Source organism: Arthrobacter alpinus, assembly GCF_001445575.1.
GTDB lineage: Bacteria > Actinomycetota > Actinomycetes > Actinomycetales > Micrococcaceae > Specibacter > Specibacter alpinus_C.
In genome coordinates this window covers 936088-962295 of sequence record NZ_CP013200.1, presented here as the reverse complement: position 1 = coordinate 962295, position 26208 = coordinate 936088, and the positions used below count along the sequence as shown (strand labels likewise).

The following is a 26208-nucleotide window of genomic DNA, read 5'->3' as shown; positions in this document are numbered from 1 at the left end:
GACTGCAGATATGGCCATCTGCACCGTGCCCGGGTGGGAGCACGCTAGAAGATGGCGTTGAAGAAGCCCCAGCCATAGCCCACTTGGCTGCGTGGGAACCAGGCACCGTGCCCATTGCCCGGATACAACCACAAATTGCCGGCCCCATCCCGAGCCACCACATCAGCGGTTCCGTCACCGTTGAAGTCGCCAACACCCAAAATAGTGTTGAAGCCACCCCAGCCTTTCCCGGCCTGGCTGCGTGGCAACCAGGCACCGTGCCCATCACCCGGATACAACCACAGAATGCCGGCCCCATCCCGAGCCAACACATCAGCGGTTCCATCGCCGTTGAAGTCGCCAACACCCAAAATAGTGTTGAAGCCACCCCAGCCTTTCCCGACCTGGCTGCGCGGCAACCAGCCACCGCGCCCATTACCCGGATACAACCACAGGGCACCAGCCGCATCCCGAGCCAACACATCAGCTGTGCCGTCCCCATTGAAGTCACCAGCACCCACAACAGTATTGAAGACACCCCAGCCATGCCCCACCTGGCTGCGCGGCAACCATCCGCCGCGCCCATTACCCGGATACAACCACAGCGCGCCAGCCCCATCCCGAGCCATCACATCTGCGGTGCCGTCACCGTTGAAGTCGCCCACGTTGAATACCCTGTTGAAGGACTGCCACCCGGAGCCAACCTGGACCGTCGCCAGCCAGCCACCGCGCCCGCTCCCCGGATACAACCACAGCTTGCCCGCCCCGTCTCGGGCCAGCACGTCAGCATTGCCGTCACCGTTGAAGTCCGTCAACAACGGCGGCGCACCCGAGCCAAAGGGTGCGGCCAAGGTGGCAGCCTTAAGCGTGAGTACCTTGGCCGCGGCGGCGTTGACGGCGGCAGCAAAGGATGCGTTAGTGTGCGCTGCGTTGAGCACGGTTTGATACATCAATGAGGTGTCCTGAGGGGAAGCACATAGGAGCATGGTGCCGCCAGCGTTGAAGAAGTTCAGGGCACGGTTCGCCAGGCTCCAGGGGCTCAGCTGCTTTGCCGCGCAGAGGTCGTCGGAGAGGATGACGCCAGTGAAGCCCAGATCGCCACGCAGCATGCCCCCCATGATGGTCCGGGAGAACGGGGCAATGGTGGAAGAGTCAATCCGGTCGTAGTATGCGCTGGAGACCATAACTACCCGGACACCTTGGTTGATGGCATCCCGAAACGGTTGCAGGTAGGGATCGGTACGCGTGGTGGTCGTGTCGTGAACGTTGGCGCTGGTGTCCGTATTTAGCGTCACCCTGCCCAGACCTGGAAAATGCTTGACGGTGGGAACAATGGCGGCCTGCCGCATGCCTGCGGCGAAAGCGTTGCCATGACTGGAAACGGTTTGCGGGGTGTAGCCATACTCCCGTTCGTAGTAACCGATTGGGAGGTTGTAGGGCGCAAACGCGGCACTGGGCACGGTGTCCAGCACGGGAGCCAGGTTCATGTTGAGACCGGCCACCGCCAGCTGACTTCCCCACGTCTTGGCGTAGGACTGTAGGGTTGCCGGCGACAGGGCGCCTTGGGACAGCCCGGTGGGGATGGTGGAAAAACCTGGCCCGGAAAGGACCTGCACGTAACCGCCTTCCTGATCGGTGGCCACCAGCAGCTTGACGTTGCCTGTGGTGGTTCCACTGACCGTGGCGCTCATCCGCCTCACAACGGCCGCTGTGGCGGCGGTGCCAGCGGAACTGCGGCCGGACAGGTACACATTGCCCACGTGGTTGTTGGACAACGTTGACAGGGTGGCGGCACTCGCCCCGGTGGCGCTGGCATCCACCATGAACAGCTGGCCCACCCGCTGGGCCATGCTCATCCGTGCCAGCTGCTGCGCCGGGGTCAGTGTCTGCGTCAGCGCCGGGATCGGCGTCTGCGGTGCGGCAGCCGCGAGCACTGCTGCGGTTAGCTCTGCAGGAGGGGCGGCTGAGGCCGCAGGCACCCCCATGGTGGCGGCCATGGACAGCATCGTCCCGGCCAGCAGCAGGTTTCTGGAAAATGTTCGCATGGTTCACGCGGCTTCACGTTGCTGTTTCCTGACCCTTCAAGGCTACGTCCGTCACTGTCCGCGGAGTAGTGGTTGGGCGGAATCATCATTGACACCACACAGCCGGGCATGATCAGCTTGTTTGGTCTGATGCACCGGTCGAATCGACTTTAAGGAGGACCCCATGATTGTTCGCGCAGCCCTTCGCGCCCAAAACATCCATGCTTTCCTTCCCAGGAGTCGATCCACCCATGAAGTTTTCCGCTGATCCCCAGCACTTCGAAAAAATCAACCGCAAGTCCTCCCGGCCCCGCTTCACAAACGGGCCCCTTGAGCGCAAGCCCCATTCAGCCGACTGGAGCGTCCTTGACGATTCCCTCGGCGACAACCAGCGCTGGTCAACCTGGCCCGATCTTGAGAAACTCATGCGCGGCCCCACGCCCTATCCCGAATTCGTGATTGAGGACGCCGCCGCCATTGACACCGAGCTCGGAGTCCTAAAAACCGGCAAGGAAGCGGACGTCTTCCTTGTTGAGCGGGCCACAGAATCACGGCAGGCGCTCTTGGCAGCCAAACGGTACAGGTCTGCCGATCAACGCCTTTTCCACCGGTCATCGACCTACACGGAGGGTCGCTCGGTGCGGCGTTCACGCGATGCGCGGGCCATCAAGAACAGCAGCAGCTACGGCCGCGAGGTGGAGGCCGCCCGCTGGGCCAATGCCGAATGGACGTACCTTCGCATGGCGTGGGAGAACGGCATTCCCGTGCCCTACCCGGTGCAAATCTGCGGCAGTGAAATCCTGATGGAATTCATTGCCGACCCCGAGAACCCGGGCATTGCGGCCCCACGGCTGCAGGCCACGCATCCGAGCGCTGAACAGTTGCAGAGTTATTGGCACCAACTTGTGGATGCCATGACGGCGTTCGCCCGGCTGGGGTTCGCCCATGGCGACCTCTCACCTTATAACGTGCTGGCCGCCGGCGACCGCCTGGTGATCATTGACCTGCCGCAGCTGGTGGACTTGGCCGGAAACGTACAAGGGGCGGAGCTGCTGGCGCGGGACTGCAAGAACATCTGCGCCTGGTTCACCGCCCGCGGATTGGAAGTGGACCACGGGCGCCTCCTAGGCGAGCTGCTCGCCGCCGACTGGTGAGAGTGGCATCCAGCGGTCCCATCTGGGTGCCACCAGTTCATACAAAGCCTGGTATCCCTGGGACCGCGGATGAGCGCCGTCGTCCTCCAGCACCTGTTGCCGCCACACGGGGTGACGTTCCAGATCGGAGAAGACCTCCACGTAGGGAATGCCCCGTGCACTGCACAACGCGTGGAAGTCAGCGGAGAGCTGAGCGATTCTAGCGTTTTGTGCATCATCGGAAACTGCCAGCGGTCCCACGACAAGGAGGGGATCGCCGGAGATCATCTCCAGGATGCGCTCTAGATTGGCGCAGGAATCATCCGGGCTAAGCCGGGGTTTGTCGTCCACGTAGGTGGTGTCGTTGACCCCCATGGAGAGAACCACGCGGGTGGAGCGCAGCGGGGACCGTCTCTGCTCGATTTCCGCGCCGATCCTGCCGAGGATTTGAGCGGAGGTGTTGCCGCGAATGCCCAAGTTGTAGGCGGTGGCGGGGCGCCCCGCTGCAGCCTGCCGAGCTACCAGCCGGCCGGTCCAGCCCAAGGCGGTTTCATCTCCAACACCGGCCACAAAGGAATCACCCACAAAGCAGATCTGCTGGCTGGACGGGCTCATGCCGACTGGCTCATGCGGCCCGGATCATGCGGAGACCTGAACCGTGCCCGGCAGGAATGGGAGCCATGGTGCGGAGTAGACCAAGGCCCTCGTCGAGCCCTGTTCAACCGTGAAACTGGCCTCCCCAAACTTCCACATCCGGTTATAGAGGAAGACCGTGACTTCCACGTCCCCGGCCACTTTCCAGTTTCGAGTGCCCCACTGCGTTGGTTGGGCCACGCCGTCAATCACCACTGTGGGCTTGGGAAAGAAACCCAGCCACGGTTTGCGCAGGGTCAGTTCAAAACGGTGTGTTGCCTTTGAGAGTTCAGTCACGCCTTTTAGCCTATCCGCTGTTTGGAAGCACGACGGCGGCACTAACGTTGCGCCGCCGCTTCACCTGCTGCGGCCGGCCGCCGTAGTTCCCAGTGCCGTTCTGGCGCCAGCGCTGCGAGGAAGGCGTCGTCGTGGCTGGAGACCACCATGGCCCCCTTGTAATCGGCAAGCGCCGAGACCAGTTGCTCCGTGGATACCAGATCCAGGTTGTTCGTTGGCTCGTCCAGGAGCAGCAGCTGCGGTGCTGGCTGGGCCAGCAGGATCCGGGCCAGCGCCACCCGGAACCGTTCCCCGCCCGACAGTTCCCGCACGGGCTGGTGGGCTAGATCGCCGCGGAAGTGGAAGCGCGCCAACTGCTCGCGCACCTCGGCCGGATCAGCCGATGGTTCCGCCGCCCGGACATTTTCCAGCACCGTCAAGGAATCATCCAGCCCTTCCCACGCTTCACCGGCGCGAGCTGCGCCGGAACCACCGGCACCCGAACCACCAGGACCCAACCCACCAGGACCCAACCCACCGGGACCCGAACCGATTCGCTGCCGCAGGTACCCCACCGGCACGGCAGCCAGCGGACGCATGGCATTCAGCAGAGTCGTCTTGCCCACTCCGTTGGGCCCGGTCAATGCCACCCGCTCGGGTCCGCGCAGCGACAGGCGCGCGTCGGGCGCAAGGTGCGCTCCGCCGTCGTGCATCTCGCCGAGGGCCACCACGGAAGCAGGGATATCCAGCACCGTCCGCCCCGCGGGAATGGCCGTGCCGGACAGGTCAATGCGGATGCGAGTCTCTGCCCGAACGCCGTCGCGGGCATCCGCCAGGGCCGCAGCCGCATCAGACTCGCGGCTGCCCATCGTGCCGCGCATCTTGCCGGCCGACTGCTCCGCCTTTTTGCGCAGCTCGTTCGCAAGGATCTTGGGCATCGAATCCGCGGCCTTCCGCCCGGCCTTGGCGCGGCGGGCAATCTTTGTCTCCGCTTCGATGCGCTGGCGCTTCTCGGTGGCGAGCCGGGCACCGGCGTCGCGGACGGCACGCTCCGCTGCCTCACGTTCGGCCGCCACTTCCTCCTCATAGACAGACCAGTTGCCGCCGTGCCGGATGAGCTCCACGCGTTCCCCGGACCAGGCACGACTGCGGACAGGACGCAGCTCGGCGATGGCATCGACACGTTCCAGCAGTGCCCGGTCATGCGTGGCTATCACCAGCGTGCCGCGCCACCGCTCCACCGCCTGGTAAAGGCGTTCGCGGGCGGTCCTGTCCAGGTTGTTGGTGGGTTCATCGAGCAGTGTGATGGGCCGGGCCGTGAGCTCCAGCCCGGCGAGCGCGGTGATCATGGCCTCGCCGCCGGAGAGCGTGCCCACCGTGCGGTCCAGGAAGTCCGGACCATCTGCCGGTAGCCCGTACCCGGCCAGCAGGGCCACGGCGCGTTCCTCCAGATCCCAATCGTCGCCAATGAGCTCCAGGTTTTCCGCCATATTCCCTTCCCTCCCGGCCAGAACATCGGCCAGCGCACGGCGCTTCTCGGCCATGCCGAGCAGGTCAGTGACGCGCTGCTCCGTGCGCAGGGTCAGCTTCTGCGGCAGGTAATTAACGTTCGACGACGTCATCACCGTTCCGCTGCCGGGTGTCAGTTCTCCGGTGATCAAGCGCAGCAGCGCGGTTTTTCCGGTGCCGTTGGGACCAACCAGGCCGGTGCGGCCTGCGGCAAAAACAGCCGTGAGGGAAGTGAAGACGGGGGTGCCGTCAGCCCAGGCAAAGGTGAGCCGGGACAGCGAAATGGGGTGGGTGTTCTGCATGGTTCTCCTCGACAAATGAATGCGCCGGGAGTGCAGGCCGGGCCGTTGTGGGCGCAGCGTGCATCACTTCAGCGCCGTTAGGCGAAAGCGAACCAAATCTTCAACGGAAATTTTCCTCACGAAGGGGATGCGAACTTTTCCAGTGTTGCACGGGTAGGGGCGGATTTGTCAACAGCCCCCAGCAAGATGCTCTAGCCTTCAAGAATGGATAATGCAGCGCAACAGCTCGGAAATGCAGCCACCACGTGGTGGGGTGCTGTCCTTGCTGGCTTTACTCGGACCGATCCGCTGAGCGTTCCCGCTGGCATCCTTTTGGGCATAGTGGCGGCCGCCGTGGTGTTGAGTATTCCGCGAGTGACCTGGCGCTGGTTTGGGCTGTATGTGACGTTTGTGCACGAGCTCGGCCATGCCTTTGCTGCCCTCATGACAGGACGTGTGGTGCATGGCCTGAAGATCGGGCTGGATCATTCGGGCCAGCTGGTCAGCAGCGGCCGGCGCGGTTTCAGCGCCACGTGGTCCGGCTTTTGGGGCTACCCAGCACCTGCCGTCGTGGGGCTGGCACTTGTTTGGTCAGTGTCGGCAGGGTGGGCAGGTGCAGCAGCATCCATCGGCGCCTTGATCCTGCTGTTGGCTCTGATATTCCTGCGGAACTTCACCGGGATCGTGGTGGCCCTGCTGAGCGCCGCTGTGGCGCAGAGCCTTGTCATGCTCGCCGATGCTCAGACTGTCAGCTGGGCGATTTTGACCTTGGGGATCGCCTTGGCCGTCGGCTCGGTTCGCGACTTCTTCAAGGTCGCAGCGGTCCACACTCGCCGCCGCAACCAACTCACCAGTTCCGACGCCTACCTGCTGGCGCAGTCAACCGGTGTGCCGTCCTTCCTCTGGCTCACCGGCTTTGCCCTCGTCATTGGTGGCTCCGCCGCATGTTCGGCCTACTTTGTATGGGGCATGCTGGCCCGCTGATTTAGTGCTTGCCCAGACGCAACGCCACCAGCGTCACGTCCCCGGAGATCCCTACGCGAAGATCGGCAGGAAGGCCGTTGCCCACCGTTGGGAGATCAAAGTCGATGACCCCGCCAGAGCCTAGAGGTACATCCACTGTCAGCCACGGCAGCCATGTCCCAGCCGCTCCAGCGCGTTCAAAACTGACCCGTCCGCTGCCGCCGTCGAGCACCCGTAGCTCACCCGGCCCAGCAGGTAGCGCGGACCAGTTCTTGTAGTACGCCAGCGCTGAACGATGCCCCGACGCAACCTTAATAGCCGTGCCAGCGAGGTGTGTTTCCGGCACCAGTTCCACCCCTTGCGCAGCATCGAAGTGCTCTGCACGGATGGCGTCCCCGGGCGCCCGGTCGCAACTGCCCGCCCCGGTCAACACCAAACTAGCCGAGAGCGGCAGGTTCTGCGCCGACCGTCCAGCGAGGAAAATGTACTCCCCCGGCTCGGTCAGCATCGCCAGGGAGGTGACGCTGAACGTGGCCAACCGCTCGCGAGCAATGGCTACCTTGACTACCCGCTCTTCGCCGGCGGCCAGCAAGACTCTGGTATGGCCAAGCAGCAGGCGGCGCGGGAATTCGAAGCGGTGATCCGGCGCGGCCGCATAAATTTGCACCAGCTCGGCCAGCTCACGGGCACCGGTATTGCGGACCGTCAGCGATGCTTCCAGCCAGGCATCGCCGTGGTCTGTCACCAAGAGATCGCTGTACTCCACCGTTGAATAGCCGAGTCCGTGACCCATGGGATACAAGGGTTCGGCGCGCGAATACTGGTAGGTTCCGCCACCTGAAATGATGTCGTAGTCCAAAATATCTGGCAGATCGCCATCGTGAGCAAACCACGTTTGCGGCAGTCGGCCATAGGGTTCCACAGCTCCGGAAAGCACATCCGCTACGCCATGCCCCAGCTCCTGACCGGCATGGGAGGTCCACACAATGGCCGGCGTATCCGCCAAGTCACCCAAGGCATAGGGGTAGGAGGAAACAATCACCAGCACGGTGTTGGGATTCGCCTCCCGCGCTACCCTGACCATTTCCTGATCGCGCTGCGACAATTCCAGGCTGCTGCGATCCAACGTCTCCCGTCCACCCAAGTGCGGATCATTGCCAACCACGACGACGGCCACACTCGCCTGGGCAGCCGCTGCCGCCACTGCTTCTAAACCGTTCTCCTGGATGCGGAGCGTGAAGCGGTCAGCCACCTCGATATCGCCAGCCACCAGCAGGGCGCTGCCTGTGTGCGCCTCGATGTGAACCCATTTTCCTGTGCCGACGTGTTGGATCCGGACACTGCCGTCGCTGTCCCGATGGAGGCGGAAGGTCTCCTGCACAATCCAGCCGCCCACCCGGGTGGCACTGGGGTAAAGGTAACCGTCATTCCCAGCGGCCAGCAGGAGCGAGTTACTGCGTGCCCGCAAGGTAACTTCCCCGCCACCCCAATCCTGTAATTCAAAGAGCTGATCGGCACCGGCGGTGGCCGAGGTTGCCGCAAGGGATTCATTCTCGGCAGCAGTTCCGAGGTAGCGGCCCGTCCGGATGCTGCGCAGGGCAACCACATCGTGTCCGCCCACCGTTTGAACACGCGGGCCCGGGGAATCATGTCAAGATGCCCGCGTAGCTTTCTTCGTGGAATCATTTGATATTGCCCGCAGGGATGGTTGAGGCTTAGGGCCTTGCTTTGCCGTTGTCAGGGTCAGCAGTTCGCCGGCGAGGCTTTGGAGCTGGCGTTGGATGGCCGCTGGATTTAAGGGTTTGTTCTCTTTGGTCAACTTCGTCTTGACCGTCTTCTTCACGGTTCCTGTGTCAGCTAGGACGCGTTGATACGGGGTGGCTGGCAGGTCATACTTCTTGCTGATCTTCGCCCCCGTGCGGACCTTCTTGACGAGTTTCTGCTGCGGGCCGAAGTGGTTCGTTAGTAGGCGTTGAAGCGCCCAAATCTGGTTCAGCAACTCCAACTCCGCGGCCGTGTCGTAGCGGTGGTAGCCGACGGTCTGACGGACGATATGCCAGTTCTTCTGCTCTACATGCGCACCGTCATTCTTGTTCCCGGACCGGGACCTGGTGAACGTCAAATTCTCCTGCTCACACCAACGGAACAGCTCCCAGTTGATGAACTCGCTCCCATTGTCCGAATCGATCCCCAGGATCGGAAACGGGAAGGCAGCGGTGGCGTCCTTGATGGCCGCGAATACCCATTTCTGGGCTTTGTTCTTCACCGAGCGGGTCTCGGTCCATCCCGTGGCGATGTCAGTGATATCCAGGGTGAAACAGAACTCACCCTTCGAATTGCCACCCTCATGACCAACCAAATCAATCTCGACAAACCCCGGAACAGCGTCGTCCCACTCGGCCCAGGTCCGCACCGGAATGAAGTCCTTCAACAACGTCCCCGGCTTGGTATGCGAACGCCCTCGCGGGTCAAGCTTGCCCCGATCGGCCTTGAGTCGCCGATCGATCGTGGCCGGGGCAATCCGCAACAACAATTCCGCCGTCACATCATCTATGGCCAGTTCCTTGAACCGGCGCAGCCGGGGCACAAGGTCCGGTAGGGCAGCCGCCAGCAACCTGCCGCAGGGTGTGCCTTGAACGGCCCAGCAGAACCTCAACGCTTCGATCACGGTCTCACCGTACAGTGGTGGCCGGGGAGGCCTCACCTTGACCACCTTGAGTACCAGGGCCTGCCGCAGCGCCTTGCGCGCATGGTCCCGGTGCCAGCCCGTCACCGCACACAACTCATCCAAAATGGTCTTCTTGGCAGACCTGCTCGAACGGGAATACCGAAGAGCGCTGGCCTTCGTGATCGCCTGACGTTGACTCATCAAAAGCTCCATGGCTCACAGTGCCCCGCCAGCAACAACCAGCACGACAGACGCGCCGCTAGACGGGCATTACCAAATGATTCTTCGATAGCAGCTACGCGGGCATCTTTGATGAGTCAACGCGGCGGGTAGATTTCGCCTAGACCAACGGCTACACTGAGCGCATATTCTGGCGTCCCGCTGTACCAATCGGTCAGCACGTGAGTCCCCAATCCACCAATGATTGCCACCTGAGCAAGGTCCGCCGAAAGCGGCAGGAGCGGGCCCGCCGTCGAACCTTCCCCCACAGGTGAAACGGCATTATTGGCCAGCAGGACCACAGATTTTGCAGCTGCTTCGCGAGCCAGCGCCCGGTGGGCAGCCGCCTGCTCCGCAACTTCGGCACCGGACTGCGCTGCGGGCGTCTCCTCGCTGAACTCCCCCGTTGCCGCACGGAGGCGCAGCATGCGCAAAACGCTCGCATCGACATGCTCCATGGTGATCAGTCCACGCTCCAGAGCAGCTTCCACATGGGCAATAGAGGGCGCTGAATCGGCGCCATCGTCGGTGAAATTGTCCACACCGGCTAGCAGCGCTGCGGCATAGGCTGCAGGGGCGTCGGGGAAATATTTCTCGGCCTTGTACAGGCTGGTGGGCGCTCCAGCGTCAGTCACGATCGCCAGATCCGCTCCCCCGGGCCACTGACGCAAGTGCTCCGCCACCAGGTCCGAGACGTGGGCCGGCATTCCGTTGACCAGATTGTAGGAAAGCATGACGGCGCCCACCGCACCGCCGGCGATGGGCGTGCTGTAGGCGGGCAACTCGTACTCGTGCAGGACCCTGGCCCGCAGCTGCGAGGAGGAGACATTGCGATCAACCTCGTTGTTGTAGCCCAGGAAGTGCTTCAGGGTTGGCACCGTTTGCCACCGGTCCGGGTCATTTCCGCGCAGGCCATGGCAGAAGGCGCCCGCAAGCTGGCCGGTCAGCACGGGATCTTCGGAGAATCCCTCCTCGTTCCTGCCCCACAGCGGGTGCCGCAACGGGTTGACCACGGGAGCCCACACGTTGAGGCTGATCGAGGGATTCTCTTGGTGCTTGGCCCGTACCTCACGTCCTACAGCCTGCCCAACGCGCTGCAGCAGGTCCTCATCCCATGTGGCAGCCAACCCCACCGGCTGCGGAAAAACAGTCGCCTTTCCCAACCAGGCAACCCCGTGGGCACCCTCGGTGCCCGTCTGGAAGGCGGCGATCCCCAGCCGTTCCACGGCCGGTGAATGCTGGTGCAACATGGCAACCTTCTCCGCCGGACTCAACTGCGTCAATAACTGTTCAGGGCTGCTGCCGGACTGCTCATTGTTGGCGGGCTCATGGCTGGCGGGCTCGGGAGCAGGAGTGGTCATGGCGACAGGTTGAGTCATGGTGGTTTCTCCGGAAAGGTGTTTTATGTTTAAACGCTTGCGCAAGGGATTGAGTTCTATTGTTACACCAATTTTTCATATATTTACAGAAGAAAAGTCAATGTTGCGTGACGGGTGTCACGTAACCTAGAATCAAATCAATCGAAGCGCATCGACACTATTTCAACAGATTTCCCTCGCTTGCTTCGAGCGCCTAGACCTCGTGAATCCCATGCGGGAACAGCGCCACAACGGATCAATCAATGGCACACGCCATCACAAAGGAGTGACACATTATGAGGAAAAATCGCCAGGTAGCAACGGCCAGTCCAGATACAAATGGTCTGAATCGCCGGTCTTTTCTGGGTCTCGCCGGCATCTCTGCCGTCGCACTCAGCACCGCCGCAGTTCTGACGGCCTGCGGAAATGGTGCGGGAAAGGCTCAGGTCACTTCTTCTCTTGGCCTGGCTGATTCGGTAGCTAAGGTGGTCCCCAGCTACATTCCCATCAGTCTGGTCACTCCAGATATTGCCGGCGTCAACGGCTCCACCCCCGGGTTCACCACCATCCCGAAGACCCTAGTCAAGTCTGTCACGGAAGTGCCGGGCAAGGGCGGCAGCTACAAGGCCATGACCCCCGCGTGGTGGACCGTTCCCCCGGCGCTGGCCAGCAACAGCTACTACCAGGCAGTCAACAAGGAGCTCGGTGCCACCATCGATTTCCAGGTCAATGATGGCAACACTTACGGCGATAAGATCCAGACGGTTCTGGCTTCTCCCAAGGACGTCCCGGATTGGGTAGTCATCCCTTCCTGGAACCTTCCTCCCCGCTTCAGCCAGGCCGTGACCAGCGTATTCGAGGACCTCGCGCCCTACCTGTCCGGCGACAAAATCAAGAAATACCCGAATCTGGCCAATCTACCCACCGCGGCCTGGAAATTCAGTTCCTTTGCCGGTGGCCTCTACGGCCTGCCCTACCCCTCCACGCTGCTCACAAACGCCATGTTCTACCGCAAGGACATCTTCACCGAGCTCGGCCTTGAAGCCCCCAAGACCGCGGACGAGTACATTGAGATCGCCAAGGAATTGACCAATCCCGCCAAGAAGCGCTGGGGTTCTGAAGATGCTTGGAACGGCGCCCAGCTCATGTTCGGTGTCGCTCCGAAGTGGGCACTGGTTGACGGCGCCCTCGTGAACAAGGTCGAAACGGACGAATACCGCGCCGCCTTGGAATGGACCGCGAAACTCTTTGCCTCCGGAGCCGTTCACCCGGATGCAGTTGCCGGGAACTTGCAGCAGTCCAAGGCCCGCTTTGAATCCGGAGCCTCACTCATGGCCACTGACGGGCTCGGCAGCTGGCACGAATCCCTGGCACGCATGCTGCCCACCAACCCCAAGTACGACATGCAGCCGATGGACTTCTTCGCTCCCGACGGCGGCAAGCCCACCTTGTTCGCAGGTGCTCCCGCCAGCATTTTCAGCTTCATCAAGAAAAACGACGACAAGGCCAAGATCGAGGAATTGCTCGCGGTGGCCAACTTTATTGCCGCGCCGTTTGGTACCCAGGAATACCAACTCATCAACTACGGCGTTGAAGGCGTGCACTTCAAGAAGGATGAGAACAACATCCCGCAGTCAACGGACAAGGGCCTTGCCGAAGTGACCAGCACCTATGCATTCCTGGTCAACTCCCCCATCGTCAATTCCAAGGTTCAGTACCCGGGCTATGTGGAGTCGGCCAGCGAGTGGGAAGCACGCCAGGCGCCGTTTGTCGTCGAGGAGCAGTTCTTCGGTCTGCAAATCGAGGAGCCCGCCAAGTTCGGCTCACTCAGCAAGCCGTTCGACGACCTGGCCATGGATATTGCCCGCGGCCGCAAAAAGATCAGCGATCTGGATGCCGCACTTGCCACGTGGAAGAAGAACGGTGGCGATGAGCTCCGTGAGTTCTACACCGGATTCCTGAGCGCGTGAGCGGGCAGCGTTCCATGGAAACCCTACTGACAAAGGAGGCAGCTGCCTCCTCCGGGACCGTGGACTCCGGCGAAGGTGCGGCTACCGGAGGCCCCAAGCGCCGTCGCTCCTCTTCCAAGGGTCCCAAGGTGAAGCAGGAAGTGAGGGCAGGGCTGGGCCTGAAGGCCCGGTTCCGCCGGGACAAGTCCTTGATCTTCATGACCCTGCCCGCAGTGCTATTGCTGGCAGTCTTCGCCTACGTCCCCATCTTGGGCAACGTAGTGGCGTTCCAGGACTACTCACCCTTCGTGGGAATCCCGGACAGCCCATGGGTAGGTTTAGATAACTTTGTGCGGGTACTGACCGATACCAATTTCTGGTTGGCCGTCAAGAACACTCTGGTGATCACGGCATTCCAGTTGTTCTTCTTCTTTCCCATTCCCATCTTCTTGGCAATCCTGCTCAACTCGCTGGTTAGCCCAGCAGTGCGTGCCACCATTCAGGCCATTGTCTACCTGCCTCATTTCTTCTCGTGGGTCCTGGTGGTTGCTGTGTTCCAGCAGATCTTGGGTGGCGCCGGGTTGTTGAACCAGCAACTGCTGGCCAACGGCTGGCAGGGCATGGACATCATGACCAACCCGGACACCTTCTTGTTCCTGATCACCTCGCAGAGCATTTGGAAGGACGCCGGATGGGGCATGATCGTGTTCCTCGCGGCGCTGAACGCCATTGACCCGTCACAGTACGAGGCGGCAGCCGTGGACGGTGCCGGCCGTTGGAAACGCATGTGGCATGTCACCTTGCCCGGCTTGCGCCCGGTCATCATCTTGCTGTTGATTCTCCGTCTGGGTGATTCACTCTCGGTCGGCTTCGAACAGCTGATCCTGCAGCGCGATGCTGTGGGTGCCGGAGCCTCGGAAGTACTGGACACCTTCGTGTACTACACAGGTGTGCAAAACGGTGACTGGAGCTACGCAGCAGCGGCCGGTCTACTCAAGGGCCTGGTCTCACTGGCTCTTATCCTCGGGGCCAACAAGGTAGCTCATCTATTCGGAGAAGCAGGGGTGTATTCCAAGTCATGACCACCATTTCAAAGCCACACAAGCAATCCACTGGACTTCGTTGGCCGCGCAAGGAGGCCCCGGAACGTGCCGCATGGGAGGAAGCCCCCACACCGGTGATGAAGGTGGCTAAAACAACAACGCTCATCATTGTTGTCTTGGCAGTCCTGCTACCGCTCTACACCATTGTTTTGACCAGCATCTCCACCCAGGCAACCATCACCAACGCTGGCGGACTGGTTATTATCCCGGGTGAAATCTCTTGGGACGCGTACCGGCAAATCTTCACGGGAGGGGTTGTCACGCGAGCCATCATGGTCAGCGTTGGCATTACCGCCGTGGGCACAATCTTGAGTTTGGTGGTTTCGGTGCTGTGCGCCTACGGCCTTTCCCGACCCGGTACGCTCGCCCACACCCCGTTGCTGTTCGTTCTGCTGATCACCATGTTCTTTGCCGCCGGCATGATCCCGTCCTATTTGCTGGTCTCCGGCTTGGGCATGATCGACAGCTACGCGGCACTGATCCTGCCCAGTTGTATCTCCGTCTTCAACATCATCATCCTGCGCGGCTTCTTCATGGGCATCGATCAGGGCATCCTTGACAGCGCCCGCATTGATGGCGCTAGCGAGTGGCGCATTTTGGGCCAGATCGTGTTGCCGATGTCCAAGGCCGTCACCGCTGTGATCGCACTATTTTACGGTGTGGGCTACTGGAATGCTTTCTTCAACGCCATCTTGTACATCAATGACAGCTCAAAGAATCCGCTCCAGGTGGTGCTGCGTTCCTACGTGCTGCAGGGTGTTTCCGTGCCTGGCCAGATCTCCGTGGGACAGGGTGTCGCGGCGTCACTGGCCTTGCAGATGGCCGTGATTGTGGTGGCCATGGTGCCGATCCTGTTCGTGTACCCGTTTGTGCAGAAGCACTTCACCAAGGGCGTCATGATTGGTGCGGTGAAGGGCTAATGTTCGCATCCAGCCAGCCTGCCGGGGTCCGGAGCCTGATTGCACTGGACCCCGCTAACCTGGGCCACACCGGGCTAGGCGCCGCTGGCCTGAGCCGGAGCCGTGGTTACGCGCTGGACCAGACTCGGAACAATGAGCCGCACCTCCGCTGGCTTTTCCGTGAGCATCCGTTCCATGACCATTTCGACGGCGGTCCGGCCAATGTCATGGGCGGGGATGCTGACGGCGGTCCACGGAGCCGTGCTGGCCATGGCAACGTCGGTGGGGGCGATGGCTACCACCGAGACATCCGCAGGGACGCTCAGTCCCATCTCCGTCAGGGTGTCGCGCAACATCGGGAGCAGGAATTCGTTATGCACTACCAGCCCGGTGGCCGCATCGACTCCCGTGACCAGATCCTTCAGGGCTTCGGACAGAGCCGCAGCTGTAGGTTCACAGGCGCGGCTGGCAAAGTCCACGTTGGCTGCACTCGCGGCCGCTTCGAAACCGTTACGGACCCTGTCCGCGTAGGTCGCGTGGCGTTCCAGCGATGCCTGCGGGGAGCCAATCAGCGCCAAACGCCGATGGCCCAGTTCCACCAAGTGGCGGACGGCTACTCGGGACGCTGCGGCGAAGTCGAAATCTACGCAGCTGAGTCCTTGGGCGTCGTCGGGCAGTCCAATCAGGACGGCTGGCTTACGCATTTTGGCAAGCAGCGGCACCCTCGGATCTTTGGCTTCGATGTCCATCATGATCATGCCGTCCACGATGGATTGGGACATCACCCGGGCAATCCCGTCAATGTCATCCTGGGTCAGCAACAGCACGTCTTGTTCGAAGGTTCGGGCTGTGGTGACCACGGCGGAAACAAACTGCATGACGACGCTGACATTTACGTCTTCCCGCAAAGGAACCATGAGGCCCAGCACGTTGGACCGGTTGGACGCCAGGGCACGAGCGCCCGCGTGGGGGCTGTAACCAAGTTTTTCAATGGCGGCCAGCACCTGCGCCCGAGTATCCGGGGAGATGGTCCGCTTGCCGCTGAGCACGTATGACACCGTGCTGGTAGATACTCCGGCCGCCCGGGCGACATCGTTCATGGTGGCCATGCAACTCTCCTTTTCACAACCGCAAACTTCATAACAGTAGCTGGTAATTCAAGCGAAGCGCTTCGATACCAAACGGTACCTGTTTATAAGCATCTACTGAGACCAAATCGACCCTAATGCACACAATTTATCGAAATTATGATCATCACATTCGAGTGAACCGATCCAATTTGGAAGGAAATTCATGAACAGGCAGCAACTTGGACTGGCCTCGTCCATGCCGGGTGAAGGACTCATCTTTGGTGCCGACTACAACCCGGAGCAGTGGCCCAAGGCAAGCTGGCCAACTGATGTTGCGCTCATGAAGGAAGCCGGGATCAACCTGGTCACAGTGGGTGTGTTCAGCTGGGCTCAGCTCGAGCCCGAAGAAGGCCAGTGGAACTTCACGTGGCTCGATGAGGTGTTGGGTCTGCTTCATGCAGGCGGGATTCGGGTCAGTCTCGCAACACCCACAGCATCCCCGCCACCCTGGCTGGGGAAACTGTATCCACAAACACTGCCCACCGATGCCGCGGGCCACACCCTTTGGTACGGCTCCCGCAATCAGTTCAACCCTTCATCGCCCAAGTACCGCGCAGCGGCCGCAAGCATTACGGCCAAACTTGCCGAACGCTATGCCCAGCATCCGGCTCTGGCCATGTGGCATGTGGGTAATGAGCTGGGTCAGATCAGTTTTGACGACGAGAGCGCCTGCGCATTCCGTGAATGGTTGATGGGCAAGTACGTGACCTTGGAGCGGCTCAATGATGCTTGGGGAACCACGTTTTGGTCCCAGCAGTATTCAACGTGGGACGAGATCTTGCCTCCACGCAGCGCCCCCTACATTGGAAACCCTGGGCAGGAACTGGACTTCAAGCGGTTTACTTCGGATCAGCTTGTCTCCTTGTTTCAGGCGGAGCGGGACATCATCTCGCGGTACGACACCACCCATCCCATCACCACCAACATGATGGGCTTCTTCCACGGCATGGACTACAACTCCTTGGCCCGCGAGACGGACTTTGTTGCCAATGACTGGTACACGGATCCCGGCGATCCGCAGTCGTGGCAATTGGGCGCGTTGACCCATGACCTGTGCCGTGGACTCAGCGGTGGCAAACCGTGGTTGTTGATGGAATCAGCCACCTCAGCGGTGAATTGGCGAGGGCACAATGTGGCCAAGGAGCCAGGGGCATTGCAAGTGGATGCACTCTCAGCCGTGGCCCGTGGGGCCGATGGCGTGTGCTTCTTCCAGTTCCGTCAATCCTCTTTTGGTGCCGAACGGTTCCATTCAGCGGTGGTCCCTCTGGCCGGCAGCAAAACTCGCGTTTTCCGCGAAGCGGCAGCACTTGGCGCTTACATGGCCCAGCTCGGCGCCCTGGCCGGGACGCCGAGCCAAACCCGAATTGCGATCCTGTTCGACTGGTCCAGTTGGTGGGCTGCAGAATCTACGGCACGCCCCTCTGAAAAGTTGCAGGTCATGGAGCAGTTGCTGGCCTACTACCGGCCGTTATTGCGGCATGGCCTGTCGGTTGAAGTGGTGCATCCGGACACCAACTTGGGCCGCTTTGACCTGGTCCTGCTGCCGAACTTGTTCCTTCTTGGCCGCCAACAGGCCGCCGCGTTGAAGCACTACGTTTCCAACGGCGGGCACATGGTGGTGGGCCCCTTCAGCGCAGTAGCCGATGAGGAAGCCAAACTCGCCACGGGCCGTTTCCCCGGAGCTCTCTCTGATGTTCTGGGTGTCTCCGGTGAGGAATGGTTACCCCTGGACAAACCCGTGCCACTCGTCTTCACCAGCTCATCGACGGGTACCCAACTACTGGACATCCATGCATCGATCTGGTCCGAAGATTTGGAACTTCACGGCCCCAACACGCGCACCCTGGCCTACTTCGGAGTGGGGCGCTTGGCGGGTAAACCAGCCATCACCGCGAACCCGTGGGGTGCCGGTGAGGCTTGGTACGTGGGTGCTGATCTCCCGGCCGAGGCCTTGGAAGCACTTGTCATGTCCGCCGTCGCCGCGGCCGGGATTCAAGTGCCGGTGCCGTTGGGGCTACCTGACGATATTGAGGCTGTGGAACGTGGGGATCAGCTGTTCCTGCTCAATCACGGCCCCACCCTCTCCACCGTTGAACTGCCCGGAAACTTCGGCACAAGCACCACCATCACACTTCCCCCATATGGGACAAAAGTACTTTCACAAAAGCAGAATCGAGTCTATTCATGAAATTCACCGACGGATACTGGCTGCACCGCCCTGGGATCACAGCCTTGAACCCGCGCGATGTGTCCGAGGTTGTTGCCGACGGCAGCAAGCTCGAGGTGTTCGCTCCCACCCAGCGCATCAACGCTCGTGGCGATGCGCTGAACTGCCCGCAGCTGACCATCACTTTTGATTCCCCGCTAGAAGATGTCATCTCTGTGACGATTGAGCATTTTCAAGGGGCACTCGATCTGGGTCCGCACTTTGACGTGGCGGAGGGCAACCCCGAGGTCACCATCTCCATCGAAGAAAATCAGACGGTGTACACCTCTGGTGCCTTGAGCGCACGGATCAAGACCGACGGCGACTGGGGCGTTGACTTCATGGCCGGCGGTCATGTGCTTACCAGTTCGGTCCCCAGGAGCATTGGCGTGATTTCCGATGCTGCCGGAAAGAACTACGTGCATGAGCAGCTCACCTTGGGTGTGGGGACCAATGTGTATGGTTTAGGCGAGCGGTTTGGCGCGTTCGTGAAGAACGGCCAATCGGTGGACGTCTGGAATGAAGACGGTGGAACCTCCAGCGATCTGGCCTACAAGAATGTGCCGTTTTACCTGACGAACAACGGCTACGGCGTTTTCGTGAACCATCCGGAGCGGGTCTCCTTCGAGGTGGGTTCCGAGGTGGTCTCACGCACGCAGTTCAGCGTTGAGGGCCAGAAGTTGCAGTACTTTGTGATTCATGGGGACACCCCCAAGGACATTTTGGCTCGTTACACCGAGCTGACCGGCCGCCCTTCGCGCATCCCCGCATGGTCCTACGGGCTGTGGCTCTCCACCTCCTTCACCACCAACTACAACGAAGAAACCGTCATGTCCTTCATTGACGGTATGGAAGAGCGTGGCCTGCCGCTGTCAGTTTTCCATTTTGATTGCCATTGGATGCGTGCCTTCCACTGGTCAGATTTCATTTGGGACCCTGCCACCTTCCCGGACCCCGAGGGGATGTTGTCACGTCTGCACGAGCGTGGCTTGAAGGTCTGTGTGTGGATCAACCCCTACATTGCTCAGCGTTCCTACCTGTTCAAGGAGGGCATGGAGCTGGGGTATCTGGTCAAGAATGCGGACGGCTCTATCTGGCAGTGGGATATGTGGCAGGCAGGCATGGCGCTGGTTGATTTCACCAATCCTGAAGCCGCCCGCTGGTACCAGGAGAAGCTCCGCACTCTGATGGGCCAGGGCGTGGATTCCTTCAAGACCGACTTTGGCGAGCGGATTCCCACCACGGTGCGCTGGCACGACGGTTCCAGCCCGGAGCGGATGCATAACTACTACGCACAGCTGTACAACCAGACGGTCTTTGACTTGCTGACCAAGGAACTGGGCCACGGCGAGGCGGTCCTGTTTGCTCGCTCCGCCACCGCTGGGGGGCAGAAGCTGCCTGTTCATTGGGGCGGGGATTGCGAATCCACGTTCGCTGCCATGTCCGAGTCGTTGCGAGGTGGCTTGTCTTTGGCCTCTTCGGGCTTCGGATTCTGGAGCCACGATATTGGCGGTTTTGAAGGTACCCCGGATCCGGACATCTTCAAGCGCTGGATTGCTTTTGGCCTGCTTTCCTCCCATTCGAGGTTGCACGGTTCCAACTCGTACCGAGTGCCGTGGCTGGTGGACGATGAATCCAGCGACGTCCTCCGACATTTCACCAACCTGAAAATGCGACTCATGCCTTACCTCTTGGCCAGTGCCGAGGAGGCTTACACGGCAGGGACGCCCATGATGCGCCCCATGTTCTTGGAGTTCCCGCAGGATCCGGGTTGCGCGGCTCTGGACCGGCAGTACATGTTGGGCTCGGACGTGTTGGTAGCTCCCGTGATGGATGCCAGCGGCAGCGTTCAGTTCTACTTGCCCGAGGGCACCTGGACGCATTTGGAAACCGGCGAGCAGCTGCAAGGACCTGCGTGGCACACCAAAACGTTCTCCGTGTTGAGTGCCGCCACCTATGTCCGCCCCGGCGCGGTTCTTCCCTTGGGAACCGTCAATGACCGGCCCGAATACGCGTGGAACAAGGAGGTTGAGTTCGTCGCGTTTGCCCCCTCCGAGGGGCAGCAGTCAGTGGTCTCGATCCCCACTCAGAGCGGCGGAACGGCGCTCTTCGATGTCACCGTGACCAAGGTCGACGGCGGCGCAAGCCAGGTCACCGCCGTCGAACGCTAATCGGGTAGGGAAGAGCAAAAGCGGGGTGTGCCTGCCGGAATTCACGGCAGACACACCCCGCTTATTTGTGTCTCAGGAGGAAAAATCTGCCGGGGTCAGCTCGGTCCACGCCTCGTCACTGACATGCACTGCGGCGCTTAGCTCACCCCAGGTGACGCTCGCTGGCCCGGCTGTGGTCTTGGATTTGGCCCGCAGCCGTGCCGAGAGCAGTGTGGGGGTGCCCGTTTCCGAGCCCCAGCTCAAATCCAGGACGATTCCCGGGCGCACCACCAGGCCGCGCACCGAACCTTGTGGCCACAGGGAGGGAACCGCTGGCAGCAGCTCAATGTGCCCGGTATGGCTTTGCACCAGACACTCCACAACACCTGCCACAAAACCAAAATTGCCATCGATTTGGAAGGGCGGATGGGCGGCAAACATGTTGGGGTAGAGCCCGCCAGCATGGGGGCTATGCTGCTCCCCCGCGGTCCGGAAAACGAGGGCCAGGAGCCGCTCCACGGCCACGGTGTCCTTCAGCCGGGCCCTTAGTGCCAGTTTCCAGGCCAGCGACCAGCCGGTGGAATCATCGCCGCGGGCGTCGAGCGTGCGGGCTACTGCTTGTGCCAAATCCGGGGTCAGCTCGGTCTCGCCGGGATAGGCAAAGTAGAGGTGGGAGACGTGCCGGTGCGTTGGTTCCGGTTGGTCATAGGGCTGAGCCCATTCTGAAATGGTGCCGTCCGGCGCCACGGGGATTTGAGGCAAACGCCCCAGTGCCGTCTCCAGCTGATGCGTCAGAGGGTCTCCTGCCGGCGCCAACTCAAGTGCCGCACGGAAGAGCCGGGCGATGATGGTCAGATCCGCTGTGGAACTCTGGCCAGCAGCGGCAATTGTTCCATCCTCGGTTTGGAAGTGGTTTTCCGGGGAGGTGGACGGGGAGGTGCCCAAGGTGCCGTCGGCTTGCGGAATGAGCCAGCCCAGCGCGAATTCGCTGGCTCCCTTGATGATGGGCCAGGCGCGTTCTGCTGCGAACTGCTCGCTGCCGCCGTGGCGCACATGTTCGATGAGGTGGGTGGCCAGCCAGGCACCTCCCATGGGCCAGAACCCCCACGAGGCATCGCCGGCCACCGGTGAGGTGAAGGCCCAGGCATCCGTGTTGTGGTGCGCAACCCAGCCCTCGAGTCCATAAACGGTGCGTGCCGTGTGCCGGCCGGTCTGCGAGAGGGACTCGAGGAGGTCAAAAAGCGGCTCATGGCACTCGGCCAAATTGCTGGCCTCGGCGGCCCAATAGTTCATCTGAGTGTTGATATTGATGGTGAAGTTGGAACTCCACGGCGGCTGCATGGACTCGTTCCAGATGCCTTGTAAGGTGCTGGCCAGGGTGCCGGGGCGGGAGCTACTGATGAGCAAGTACCGGCCGTAGTTAAACAGGAGAGCGGCGAGCGCGGGATCGGCCGGGGTTTCACGGATTCGGACATCGGTAGGCTGTTCCGGATCACCGGCGGGGCTACCCAAATCCAGTTCGGCCCGCTCGTACAGCTCCTGATGATTGGCGGTGTGAGATTGAAAGAGTTCCGTGGATGTCAGCTTCGAGGCAGCCTGGACCAACTCGGTGGCGTGTTTGAGCGGGGCACCAACTTGAGGATCCAGGGGAAGGTGTGAGCCAACAAAGTTGGTGGCAGTGGCCAGCACAAGGCGCAAACGGGAGACGCCAGCGGCAGCCAACGTCCCGGCGTCGTACTGGTCTTCTGCGCCAGACAGTTCCGTGCCGTCATGGATCCAGTGCGCCACCACAGCACCGCGCAACGATTCCCGGCCGGGCTGGTCATATTCGACGCCGGTGGGCGGGTTGGCGTAATCGGGTGCCGCATTGGTGGGGAGTTGCAGCTCCAGGGTGGCAGCCCCGGGGTGCGAGGTGGCGGCCTTGATGCGCAACTGACTGGCCAAGGCGGCCGTGACCTTAGGCAATGGTTCGCCCGTCACGCGAAGCTCCACCACCATTACCTGATGCGCGGGCGAGACGTAGACCTGCTCGGTGATGCTCCGGCCAGCCACCGTGTAGCTGTGTTCATGCAGGGCGCTGTGCAAATCCAGGGTGCGGCGGTAATGCTGTGCGGATGCGGCAACGCCAGGCTCAGCGCCATCAGCAGTCTGCGCAGCGGAACCAAAGTCCAGCTCGAGCAATAGCTCCGCAAACGGCAAATAACTTTGTGTATGCGCCGTGGCTACCTTGGCCAATTCGGTTTCGGCAGCAGTGAACAGCCCCGCGGACACTGCCTCCCGCGCCCGGGCAATGGTGGCCGGACCATCCTTGAGACCGCGCGTATTGGCCGCCTCACTGCCGGGCCCACCAGACCAGGCAGTGGAATCGTTGAGCGTGATCCGCCCGCCGCCCACCCCTCCGTAACACATGGCTCCGAGCCGGCCATTGCCCAGTGGCAGAGCCTGTGTGAATTCCTGCGCTGGAGCATCGAAACACAGGGTGTGCGCGTCAGTTGTTTGGGAGGCGGCCGGCAACTCCGTCAAGAGCTGCTGAGCTGTTACTTTCGCCGTGGTCAACGGGTGCGGACTGCGGTCAAGACGGTGGCTCATGGCTGCTTTCTGAAGGACGGATTATTCCTCTCTATGCTTCCCTAAAATGCCGCCTTTCGGGTCTTTGTGACGCCTGAATCGAGGCGTCACTCAGCCCTTTGCTAGCCGTTCCTGACGGCGTAATGCAGATGGACGACGCCGTTGCCAAAGTGTTGTTGTCCCAGCAGGTCCAGCCGGGTTTCCTTGATCTCGGGAAGAGCCGCTTTCCCTCCGCCCACCATGACCGGGGAGATGAAGAGATGGATTTCATCGACCAGCCCGGCGCGCAACGCTGTGGCGCCCAGTTCGGCACCACCCACGGAGAGGTCATGGTCGGCGTCCGCTTTCATGCGGCGGATGGCCTCAGGATCAAAAACACGCTCGATCCTGGTCCGGGAGGTGGACACCTCATCGAGGGTTTTGGAGAACACCACTTTGTCCGTGCCGTGCCACAGCGTGGCGTAATCCCGCATGACCTTGATGAGATCGGTTTTCCCGTAGAACTCTTCCCACACTTGCAAGGTTTGGAACATGCGCCGCCCCAACAAGAACGTGCCTATATCCTCTTGCAGATGGTTGATGCAACTGTGGACCTCATCGTCCGGCATAGCCCAAGCGAACCCGCCGTCTCTGTCCTCGATGTAGCCATCAAGTGATGTGATGGCCGCGTAAATCAGCTTGCCCATGGTGCCCGTCTCTCTGGCTAATATTGCCCGGTTGCTCACCAGTATTCGCGCATTGGGCGGGACTGGAAAGCTATTTCCCCATCTTTTTCAGGAGCCATTTCACAATCTGGTCCGTTTGGTTTCCAAACGGATTCTCATCGACAACGTAGGTCCATGTGGCGGATCCGCTGCGAATGCCTGCTGCATCGAGGTCTACATGGCCGTCAATGACCTCTAGGGATTCCACAGTTTCTAGAGCATGTGCGCGGGCGTCTTCGAGAAAGCCTTCAAAAGTCCTGATGGTCTCGCGGCGGAATTCATCCAACGGGTTCTGCCTGCCCAGCGCGCGCAAGTGGATGGCGGCCCGTTGCTCCGAGAGCTGCGCCAAGTGGTCACTCCATTGCGCATCGAGTTCAAAAAGCATGACGGCCCTGCACAGGCGAGCCAGCTCCGTTTCACCGAGTGCGCTGCGCAGTTGTTCCAGACGGTCACCGCCGCCGTCAGCAGTGGAGTCAGCACTGGCACTGTCACCGTAGGCACGTTCCGCCAACGCGTAAAGCGCCGCATCCCTGTCGTTGAGGAACGTCTCACGGTCCGCCATCACCACCCTGCGCTGATAGGCGATCAGCTCGTTGTACTTCCACGAGTTTTGCTGTGTGGTGAAGCGTTCGGCCTCGGCGAGCCGTTGCGCCTTGTCCAGGAGCGCGGACACGCCTGGCCGGGTGACCAGCCCGTCCCCGTCCGCTTCCTGGGCCACCGTATTGGTGAGTTCCAGGCCGTGCGCTTCTTGCCCGTTAGCGGCCGGGTCTTCCATGCTGGAGAAGATGATACTGGCACCCGGATCGCCCTGCCGTCCGGCCCGGCCCCGTAGCTGTGCATCTAGACGCGGCGAATAAAAGCGGGCCACAATAATGACCAGCAGCCCGCCCAGCGCGGCCACCTCGGCGTGCTCGGCAGGGTCTGCAGGACTCCCGCCCAAAAGAATGTCGGTGCCACGGCCCGCCATCTGCGTAGAGACAGTGACGCTCCCCCGGCGCCCGGCCTGGGCAATGACCTGCGCTTCGAGGCTGTCATTGCGGGCGTTGAGGACTTGGCATTCGATGCCCGCAACCTCCAGAAGCTGCACAAAACGCTCGGATGTCGCCACGTCATGGGTGCCCAGCAGCACCGGCTGGCCCGTGGCGTGAGCAACTTTCACTGCCTCAACCACGGCGGCATCACGTTGGGCAGCCGTGGCGTAAATCTTCTCCGCCCGGTCCGCACGGATGCACGGCGTATGGGAGTCCACGCGGCCGGCGTCGAGCTCGTAATGCGTGCGCAGGTATTCCGCAACGGCCACGGCGGTCCCGCTCATGCCCGTGACGGTGGCAAAACTTTTGATGAGATCCCGCACCAACAGCTGGTCCAGAACCTCTCCCTGCTCGGTTGTGTGTAACCCTTCCTTGGTTTCCACGGCCGCCTGCAAGCCATCGGGCCAGCGCTGCAACGCAGCCACCCGGCCGCGGGAATCGGAGACAATCTCAGCTTTTCCGTCACGCACAATGTAGTCAACGTCGCGATGCAGCAAGACCTGGGCGTGCAGAGCCGTGTTGATGGAAGAGAACAACGGGGTCCCCGCCGTCGAATAAAGTTCGACGCCGGGCCACCTCACCTCCACTTCGGCCAGCCCCGCATCGGTGAGTGAAACGTTCCGCTTGTCCAGTTCAACGGTGAAGTCGACGCCGGGGCGTAGCGCCTTGACGAAGTCCGCCACATCCACGGATTGCAGCTCGCTGCGCGCTCGGCCCGCCAAAACCAGCGGAAGGGTGGCCTCATCCACCAGAACGGAGTCGATCTCATCCACAATGCACACATCAAAAGGCTGCAAGGTGGTTTGCTCCGGTTCGGTGCACGTGCGGTCGCGCAGTACATCGAAGCCCAGCTCGTTGACAGAGACGTACACAATGTCAGCTTCATAGGCCTGCCGGCGGTTCTGCGGTTCCATGGCTTCGGTCACCGAGGCCACTTCCACGCCAAGTTGCTCGAAGAAGGGCTTCATCCAGGCGGCATCGCGCTGAGCCAGGTAGTCATTGACCGTCAGGACGTGCACGCGGCGCCCGCGTAGCGCATGCGCGCCGGCAACCAGGGCACCCACCATAGTTTTGCCTTCACCGGTGTCCAATTCCACCACGATGCCGCGCACCATGGTGGCGGCTGCAAGCAATTGCGTGTCAAAAAGTGCCATGCCGAGGCTGTTCTGGACGAAAACCTTGGCAACGGCGAGGTAGTTTTCCAGCTCAGCATCGCCCCATGTGGCGCTGTCGGGGAGCTGTTGCAGGAGATCCCCGGCTTGCTCCTCAGTCAAGGCGGCAGCCCGAGCTTCGGCGCGGGCAACCAGCCCGCTGTGTGTTGCCGTATCCGCGACCCCGGGGGCGTTGAAGAGCCAGTTCTTGAATTTCTGGGGGAGACGCAAAGTTCCTCGAGTCGTTGGAATTTCAGGCAGCCTGCCGGTATCT

The 26208-nt window shown here is 61.4% G+C and carries 18 protein-coding genes; 7 read left to right on the top strand and 11 right to left on the bottom strand.

Annotation, left to right across the window (positions count from 1 at the left end):
• Window positions 1–44: 44 nt before the first annotated feature.
• Window positions 45–2024 (bottom strand): glycoside hydrolase family 3 N-terminal domain-containing protein, encoded by a 1980-nt coding sequence (locus AS189_RS20580; RefSeq protein WP_237759967.1) that lies wholly within the window; start codon window positions 2022–2024, stop codon window positions 45–47.
• A gap of 230 nt (window positions 2025–2254) precedes the next feature.
• Here AS189_RS20580 and AS189_RS04205 point away from each other — a divergent pair, with 230 nt between their 5' ends.
• Window positions 2255–3157, top strand: coding sequence for a serine protein kinase RIO (locus AS189_RS04205; RefSeq protein ID WP_082634064.1), 903 nt, complete (start codon window positions 2255–2257; stop codon window positions 3155–3157).
• Here AS189_RS04205 and AS189_RS04200 read toward each other — a convergent pair.
• From AS189_RS04200 to AS189_RS04190, 3 genes are read right to left on the bottom strand one after another with little or no spacing between them, the layout of a single operon-like run.
• A complete protein-coding gene (locus tag AS189_RS04200; RefSeq protein ID WP_062286470.1) occupies window positions 3128–3751 on the bottom strand; it encodes a GDSL-type esterase/lipase family protein in 624 nt (207 codons plus the stop codon). The genes AS189_RS04205 and AS189_RS04200 overlap by 30 nt on opposite strands.
• Before the next feature lie 24 nt (window positions 3752–3775).
• On the bottom strand, window positions 3776–4066 hold the full coding sequence (locus AS189_RS04195) for a hypothetical protein (RefSeq protein WP_062286469.1): 291 nt from the start codon (window positions 4064–4066) through the stop codon (window positions 3776–3778).
• Window positions 4067–4107: 41 nt separating this feature from the next.
• The gene (locus AS189_RS04190) at window positions 4108–5856 is read right to left on the bottom strand and encodes an ATP-binding cassette domain-containing protein (RefSeq protein ID WP_062286468.1); all 1749 of its coding nucleotides are present in this window, start codon (window positions 5854–5856) and stop codon (window positions 4108–4110) included.
• 204 nt (window positions 5857–6060) lie between these two features.
• Between AS189_RS04190 and AS189_RS04185 the strand changes: the two genes are divergently transcribed.
• The gene (locus tag AS189_RS04185) at window positions 6061–6819 is read left to right on the top strand and encodes a M50 family metallopeptidase (RefSeq protein WP_062286467.1); all 759 of its coding nucleotides are present in this window, start codon (window positions 6061–6063) and stop codon (window positions 6817–6819) included.
• A 1-nt stretch (window position 6820) separates the two neighbouring features.
• Here the strand turns inward: AS189_RS04185 and AS189_RS04180 are convergent, their stop codons facing one another.
• The 3 genes from AS189_RS04180 to AS189_RS04170 all read right to left on the bottom strand — a co-directional run bounded on the left by AS189_RS04180 (window position 6821) and on the right by AS189_RS04170 (window position 11064).
• Complete coding sequence (locus AS189_RS04180) at window positions 6821–8419, bottom strand: glycoside hydrolase family 3 C-terminal domain-containing protein (protein ID WP_062286466.1); 1599 nt, start codon at window positions 8417–8419, stop codon at window positions 6821–6823.
• A gap of 30 nt (window positions 8420–8449) precedes the next feature.
• The gene (locus AS189_RS04175) at window positions 8450–9667 is read right to left on the bottom strand and encodes an integrase catalytic domain-containing protein (protein ID WP_129587145.1); all 1218 of its coding nucleotides are present in this window, start codon (window positions 9665–9667) and stop codon (window positions 8450–8452) included.
• Window positions 9668–9783: 116 nt separating this feature from the next.
• Window positions 9784–11064: a glycoside hydrolase family 3 protein gene (locus AS189_RS04170; protein WP_062286464.1), complete on the bottom strand. Its 1281-nt coding sequence runs from the start codon at window positions 11062–11064 to the stop codon at window positions 9784–9786.
• A gap of 275 nt (window positions 11065–11339) precedes the next feature.
• Here AS189_RS04170 and AS189_RS04165 point away from each other — a divergent pair, with 275 nt between their 5' ends.
• Genes AS189_RS04165 through AS189_RS04155 form a run of 3 tightly spaced genes read left to right on the top strand, consistent with a single transcriptional unit; the run spans window position 11340 to window position 15015 of the window.
• Window positions 11340–13013, top strand: a complete 1674-nt coding sequence (locus tag AS189_RS04165) for an extracellular solute-binding protein (RefSeq protein WP_062286463.1) — start codon at window positions 11340–11342, stop codon at window positions 13011–13013.
• Window positions 13014–13027: 14 nt separating this feature from the next.
• Window positions 13028–14074 (top strand): ABC transporter permease subunit, encoded by a 1047-nt coding sequence (locus AS189_RS04160; RefSeq protein WP_082634485.1) that lies wholly within the window; start codon window positions 13028–13030, stop codon window positions 14072–14074.
• Window positions 14071–15015, top strand: coding sequence for a carbohydrate ABC transporter permease (locus AS189_RS04155; RefSeq protein ID WP_062286462.1), 945 nt, complete (start codon window positions 14071–14073; stop codon window positions 15013–15015). The genes AS189_RS04160 and AS189_RS04155 overlap by 4 nt, the downstream gene beginning before the upstream one ends.
• A gap of 74 nt (window positions 15016–15089) precedes the next feature.
• On the opposite strand, the gene AS189_RS04150 is transcribed toward AS189_RS04155, so the two are convergent.
• A complete protein-coding gene (locus AS189_RS04150; protein WP_062286461.1) occupies window positions 15090–16103 on the bottom strand; it encodes a LacI family DNA-binding transcriptional regulator in 1014 nt (337 codons plus the stop codon).
• A gap of 184 nt (window positions 16104–16287) precedes the next feature.
• On the opposite strand from AS189_RS04150, the gene AS189_RS04145 reads away from it, so the two are divergent.
• Both AS189_RS04145 and yicI read left to right on the top strand, forming a co-directional pair.
• Complete coding sequence (locus tag AS189_RS04145; RefSeq protein ID WP_062286460.1) at window positions 16288–18312, top strand: beta-galactosidase; 2025 nt, start codon at window positions 16288–16290, stop codon at window positions 18310–18312.
• Window positions 18309–20501 carry an alpha-xylosidase gene (yicI, locus tag AS189_RS04140; protein WP_062286459.1) on the top strand — a complete coding sequence of 731 codons (2193 nt, stop codon included), beginning with the start codon at window positions 18309–18311 and terminating at the stop codon, window positions 20499–20501. Before AS189_RS04145 ends, yicI begins: the two co-directional genes overlap by 4 nt.
• A 72-nt stretch (window positions 20502–20573) precedes the next feature.
• Here yicI and AS189_RS04135 read toward each other — a convergent pair whose 3' ends face one another.
• From AS189_RS04135 to secA2, 3 genes are all read right to left on the bottom strand, one after another.
• A complete protein-coding gene (locus tag AS189_RS04135; RefSeq protein WP_062286458.1) occupies window positions 20574–23069 on the bottom strand; it encodes a glycosyl hydrolase family 95 catalytic domain-containing protein in 2496 nt (831 codons plus the stop codon).
• Between the two features lie 101 nt (window positions 23070–23170).
• Complete coding sequence (locus AS189_RS04130; protein ID WP_062286457.1) at window positions 23171–23734, bottom strand: dihydrofolate reductase family protein; 564 nt, start codon at window positions 23732–23734, stop codon at window positions 23171–23173.
• Between the two features lie 70 nt (window positions 23735–23804).
• On the bottom strand, window positions 23805–26165 hold the full coding sequence (gene secA2, locus AS189_RS04125; protein WP_062286456.1) for an accessory Sec system translocase SecA2: 2361 nt from the start codon (window positions 26163–26165) through the stop codon (window positions 23805–23807).
• Window positions 26166–26208: the final 43 nt, after the last annotated feature.

Excerpts from the sequence above, each read along its gene's own strand:
- AS189_RS20580 (WP_237759967.1), bottom strand. The coding sequence starts at position 2,024 with ATGCGAACATTTTCCAGAAACCTGCTGCTGGCCGGGACGATGCTGTCC.
- AS189_RS04205 (WP_082634064.1), top strand. The coding sequence starts at position 2,255 with ATGAAGTTTTCCGCTGATCCCCAGCACTTCGAAAAAATCAACCGCAAG.
- AS189_RS04200 (WP_062286470.1), bottom strand. The coding sequence starts at position 3,751 with ATGAGCCCGTCCAGCCAGCAGATCTGCTTTGTGGGTGATTCCTTTGTG.
- AS189_RS04190 (WP_062286468.1), bottom strand. The coding sequence starts at position 5,856 with ATGCAGAACACCCACCCCATTTCGCTGTCCCGGCTCACCTTTGCCTGG.
- AS189_RS04185 (WP_062286467.1), top strand. The coding sequence starts at position 6,061 with ATGGATAATGCAGCGCAACAGCTCGGAAATGCAGCCACCACGTGGTGG.
- AS189_RS04175 (WP_129587145.1), bottom strand. The coding sequence starts at position 9,667 with ATGAGTCAACGTCAGGCGATCACGAAGGCCAGCGCTCTTCGGTATTCC.
- AS189_RS04170 (WP_062286464.1), bottom strand. The coding sequence starts at position 11,064 with ATGACTCAACCTGTCGCCATGACCACTCCTGCTCCCGAGCCCGCCAGC.
- AS189_RS04165 (WP_062286463.1), top strand. The coding sequence starts at position 11,340 with ATGAGGAAAAATCGCCAGGTAGCAACGGCCAGTCCAGATACAAATGGT.
- AS189_RS04160 (WP_082634485.1), top strand. The coding sequence starts at position 13,028 with ATGGAAACCCTACTGACAAAGGAGGCAGCTGCCTCCTCCGGGACCGTG.
- AS189_RS04155 (WP_062286462.1), top strand. The coding sequence starts at position 14,071 with ATGACCACCATTTCAAAGCCACACAAGCAATCCACTGGACTTCGTTGG.
- AS189_RS04150 (WP_062286461.1), bottom strand. The coding sequence starts at position 16,103 with ATGGCCACCATGAACGATGTCGCCCGGGCGGCCGGAGTATCTACCAGC.
- AS189_RS04145 (WP_062286460.1), top strand. The coding sequence starts at position 16,288 with ATGAACAGGCAGCAACTTGGACTGGCCTCGTCCATGCCGGGTGAAGGA.
- yicI (WP_062286459.1), top strand. The coding sequence starts at position 18,309 with ATGAAATTCACCGACGGATACTGGCTGCACCGCCCTGGGATCACAGCC.
- AS189_RS04135 (WP_062286458.1), bottom strand. The coding sequence starts at position 23,069 with ATGAGCCACCGTCTTGACCGCAGTCCGCACCCGTTGACCACGGCGAAA.
- AS189_RS04130 (WP_062286457.1), bottom strand. The coding sequence starts at position 23,734 with ATGGGCAAGCTGATTTACGCGGCCATCACATCACTTGATGGCTACATC.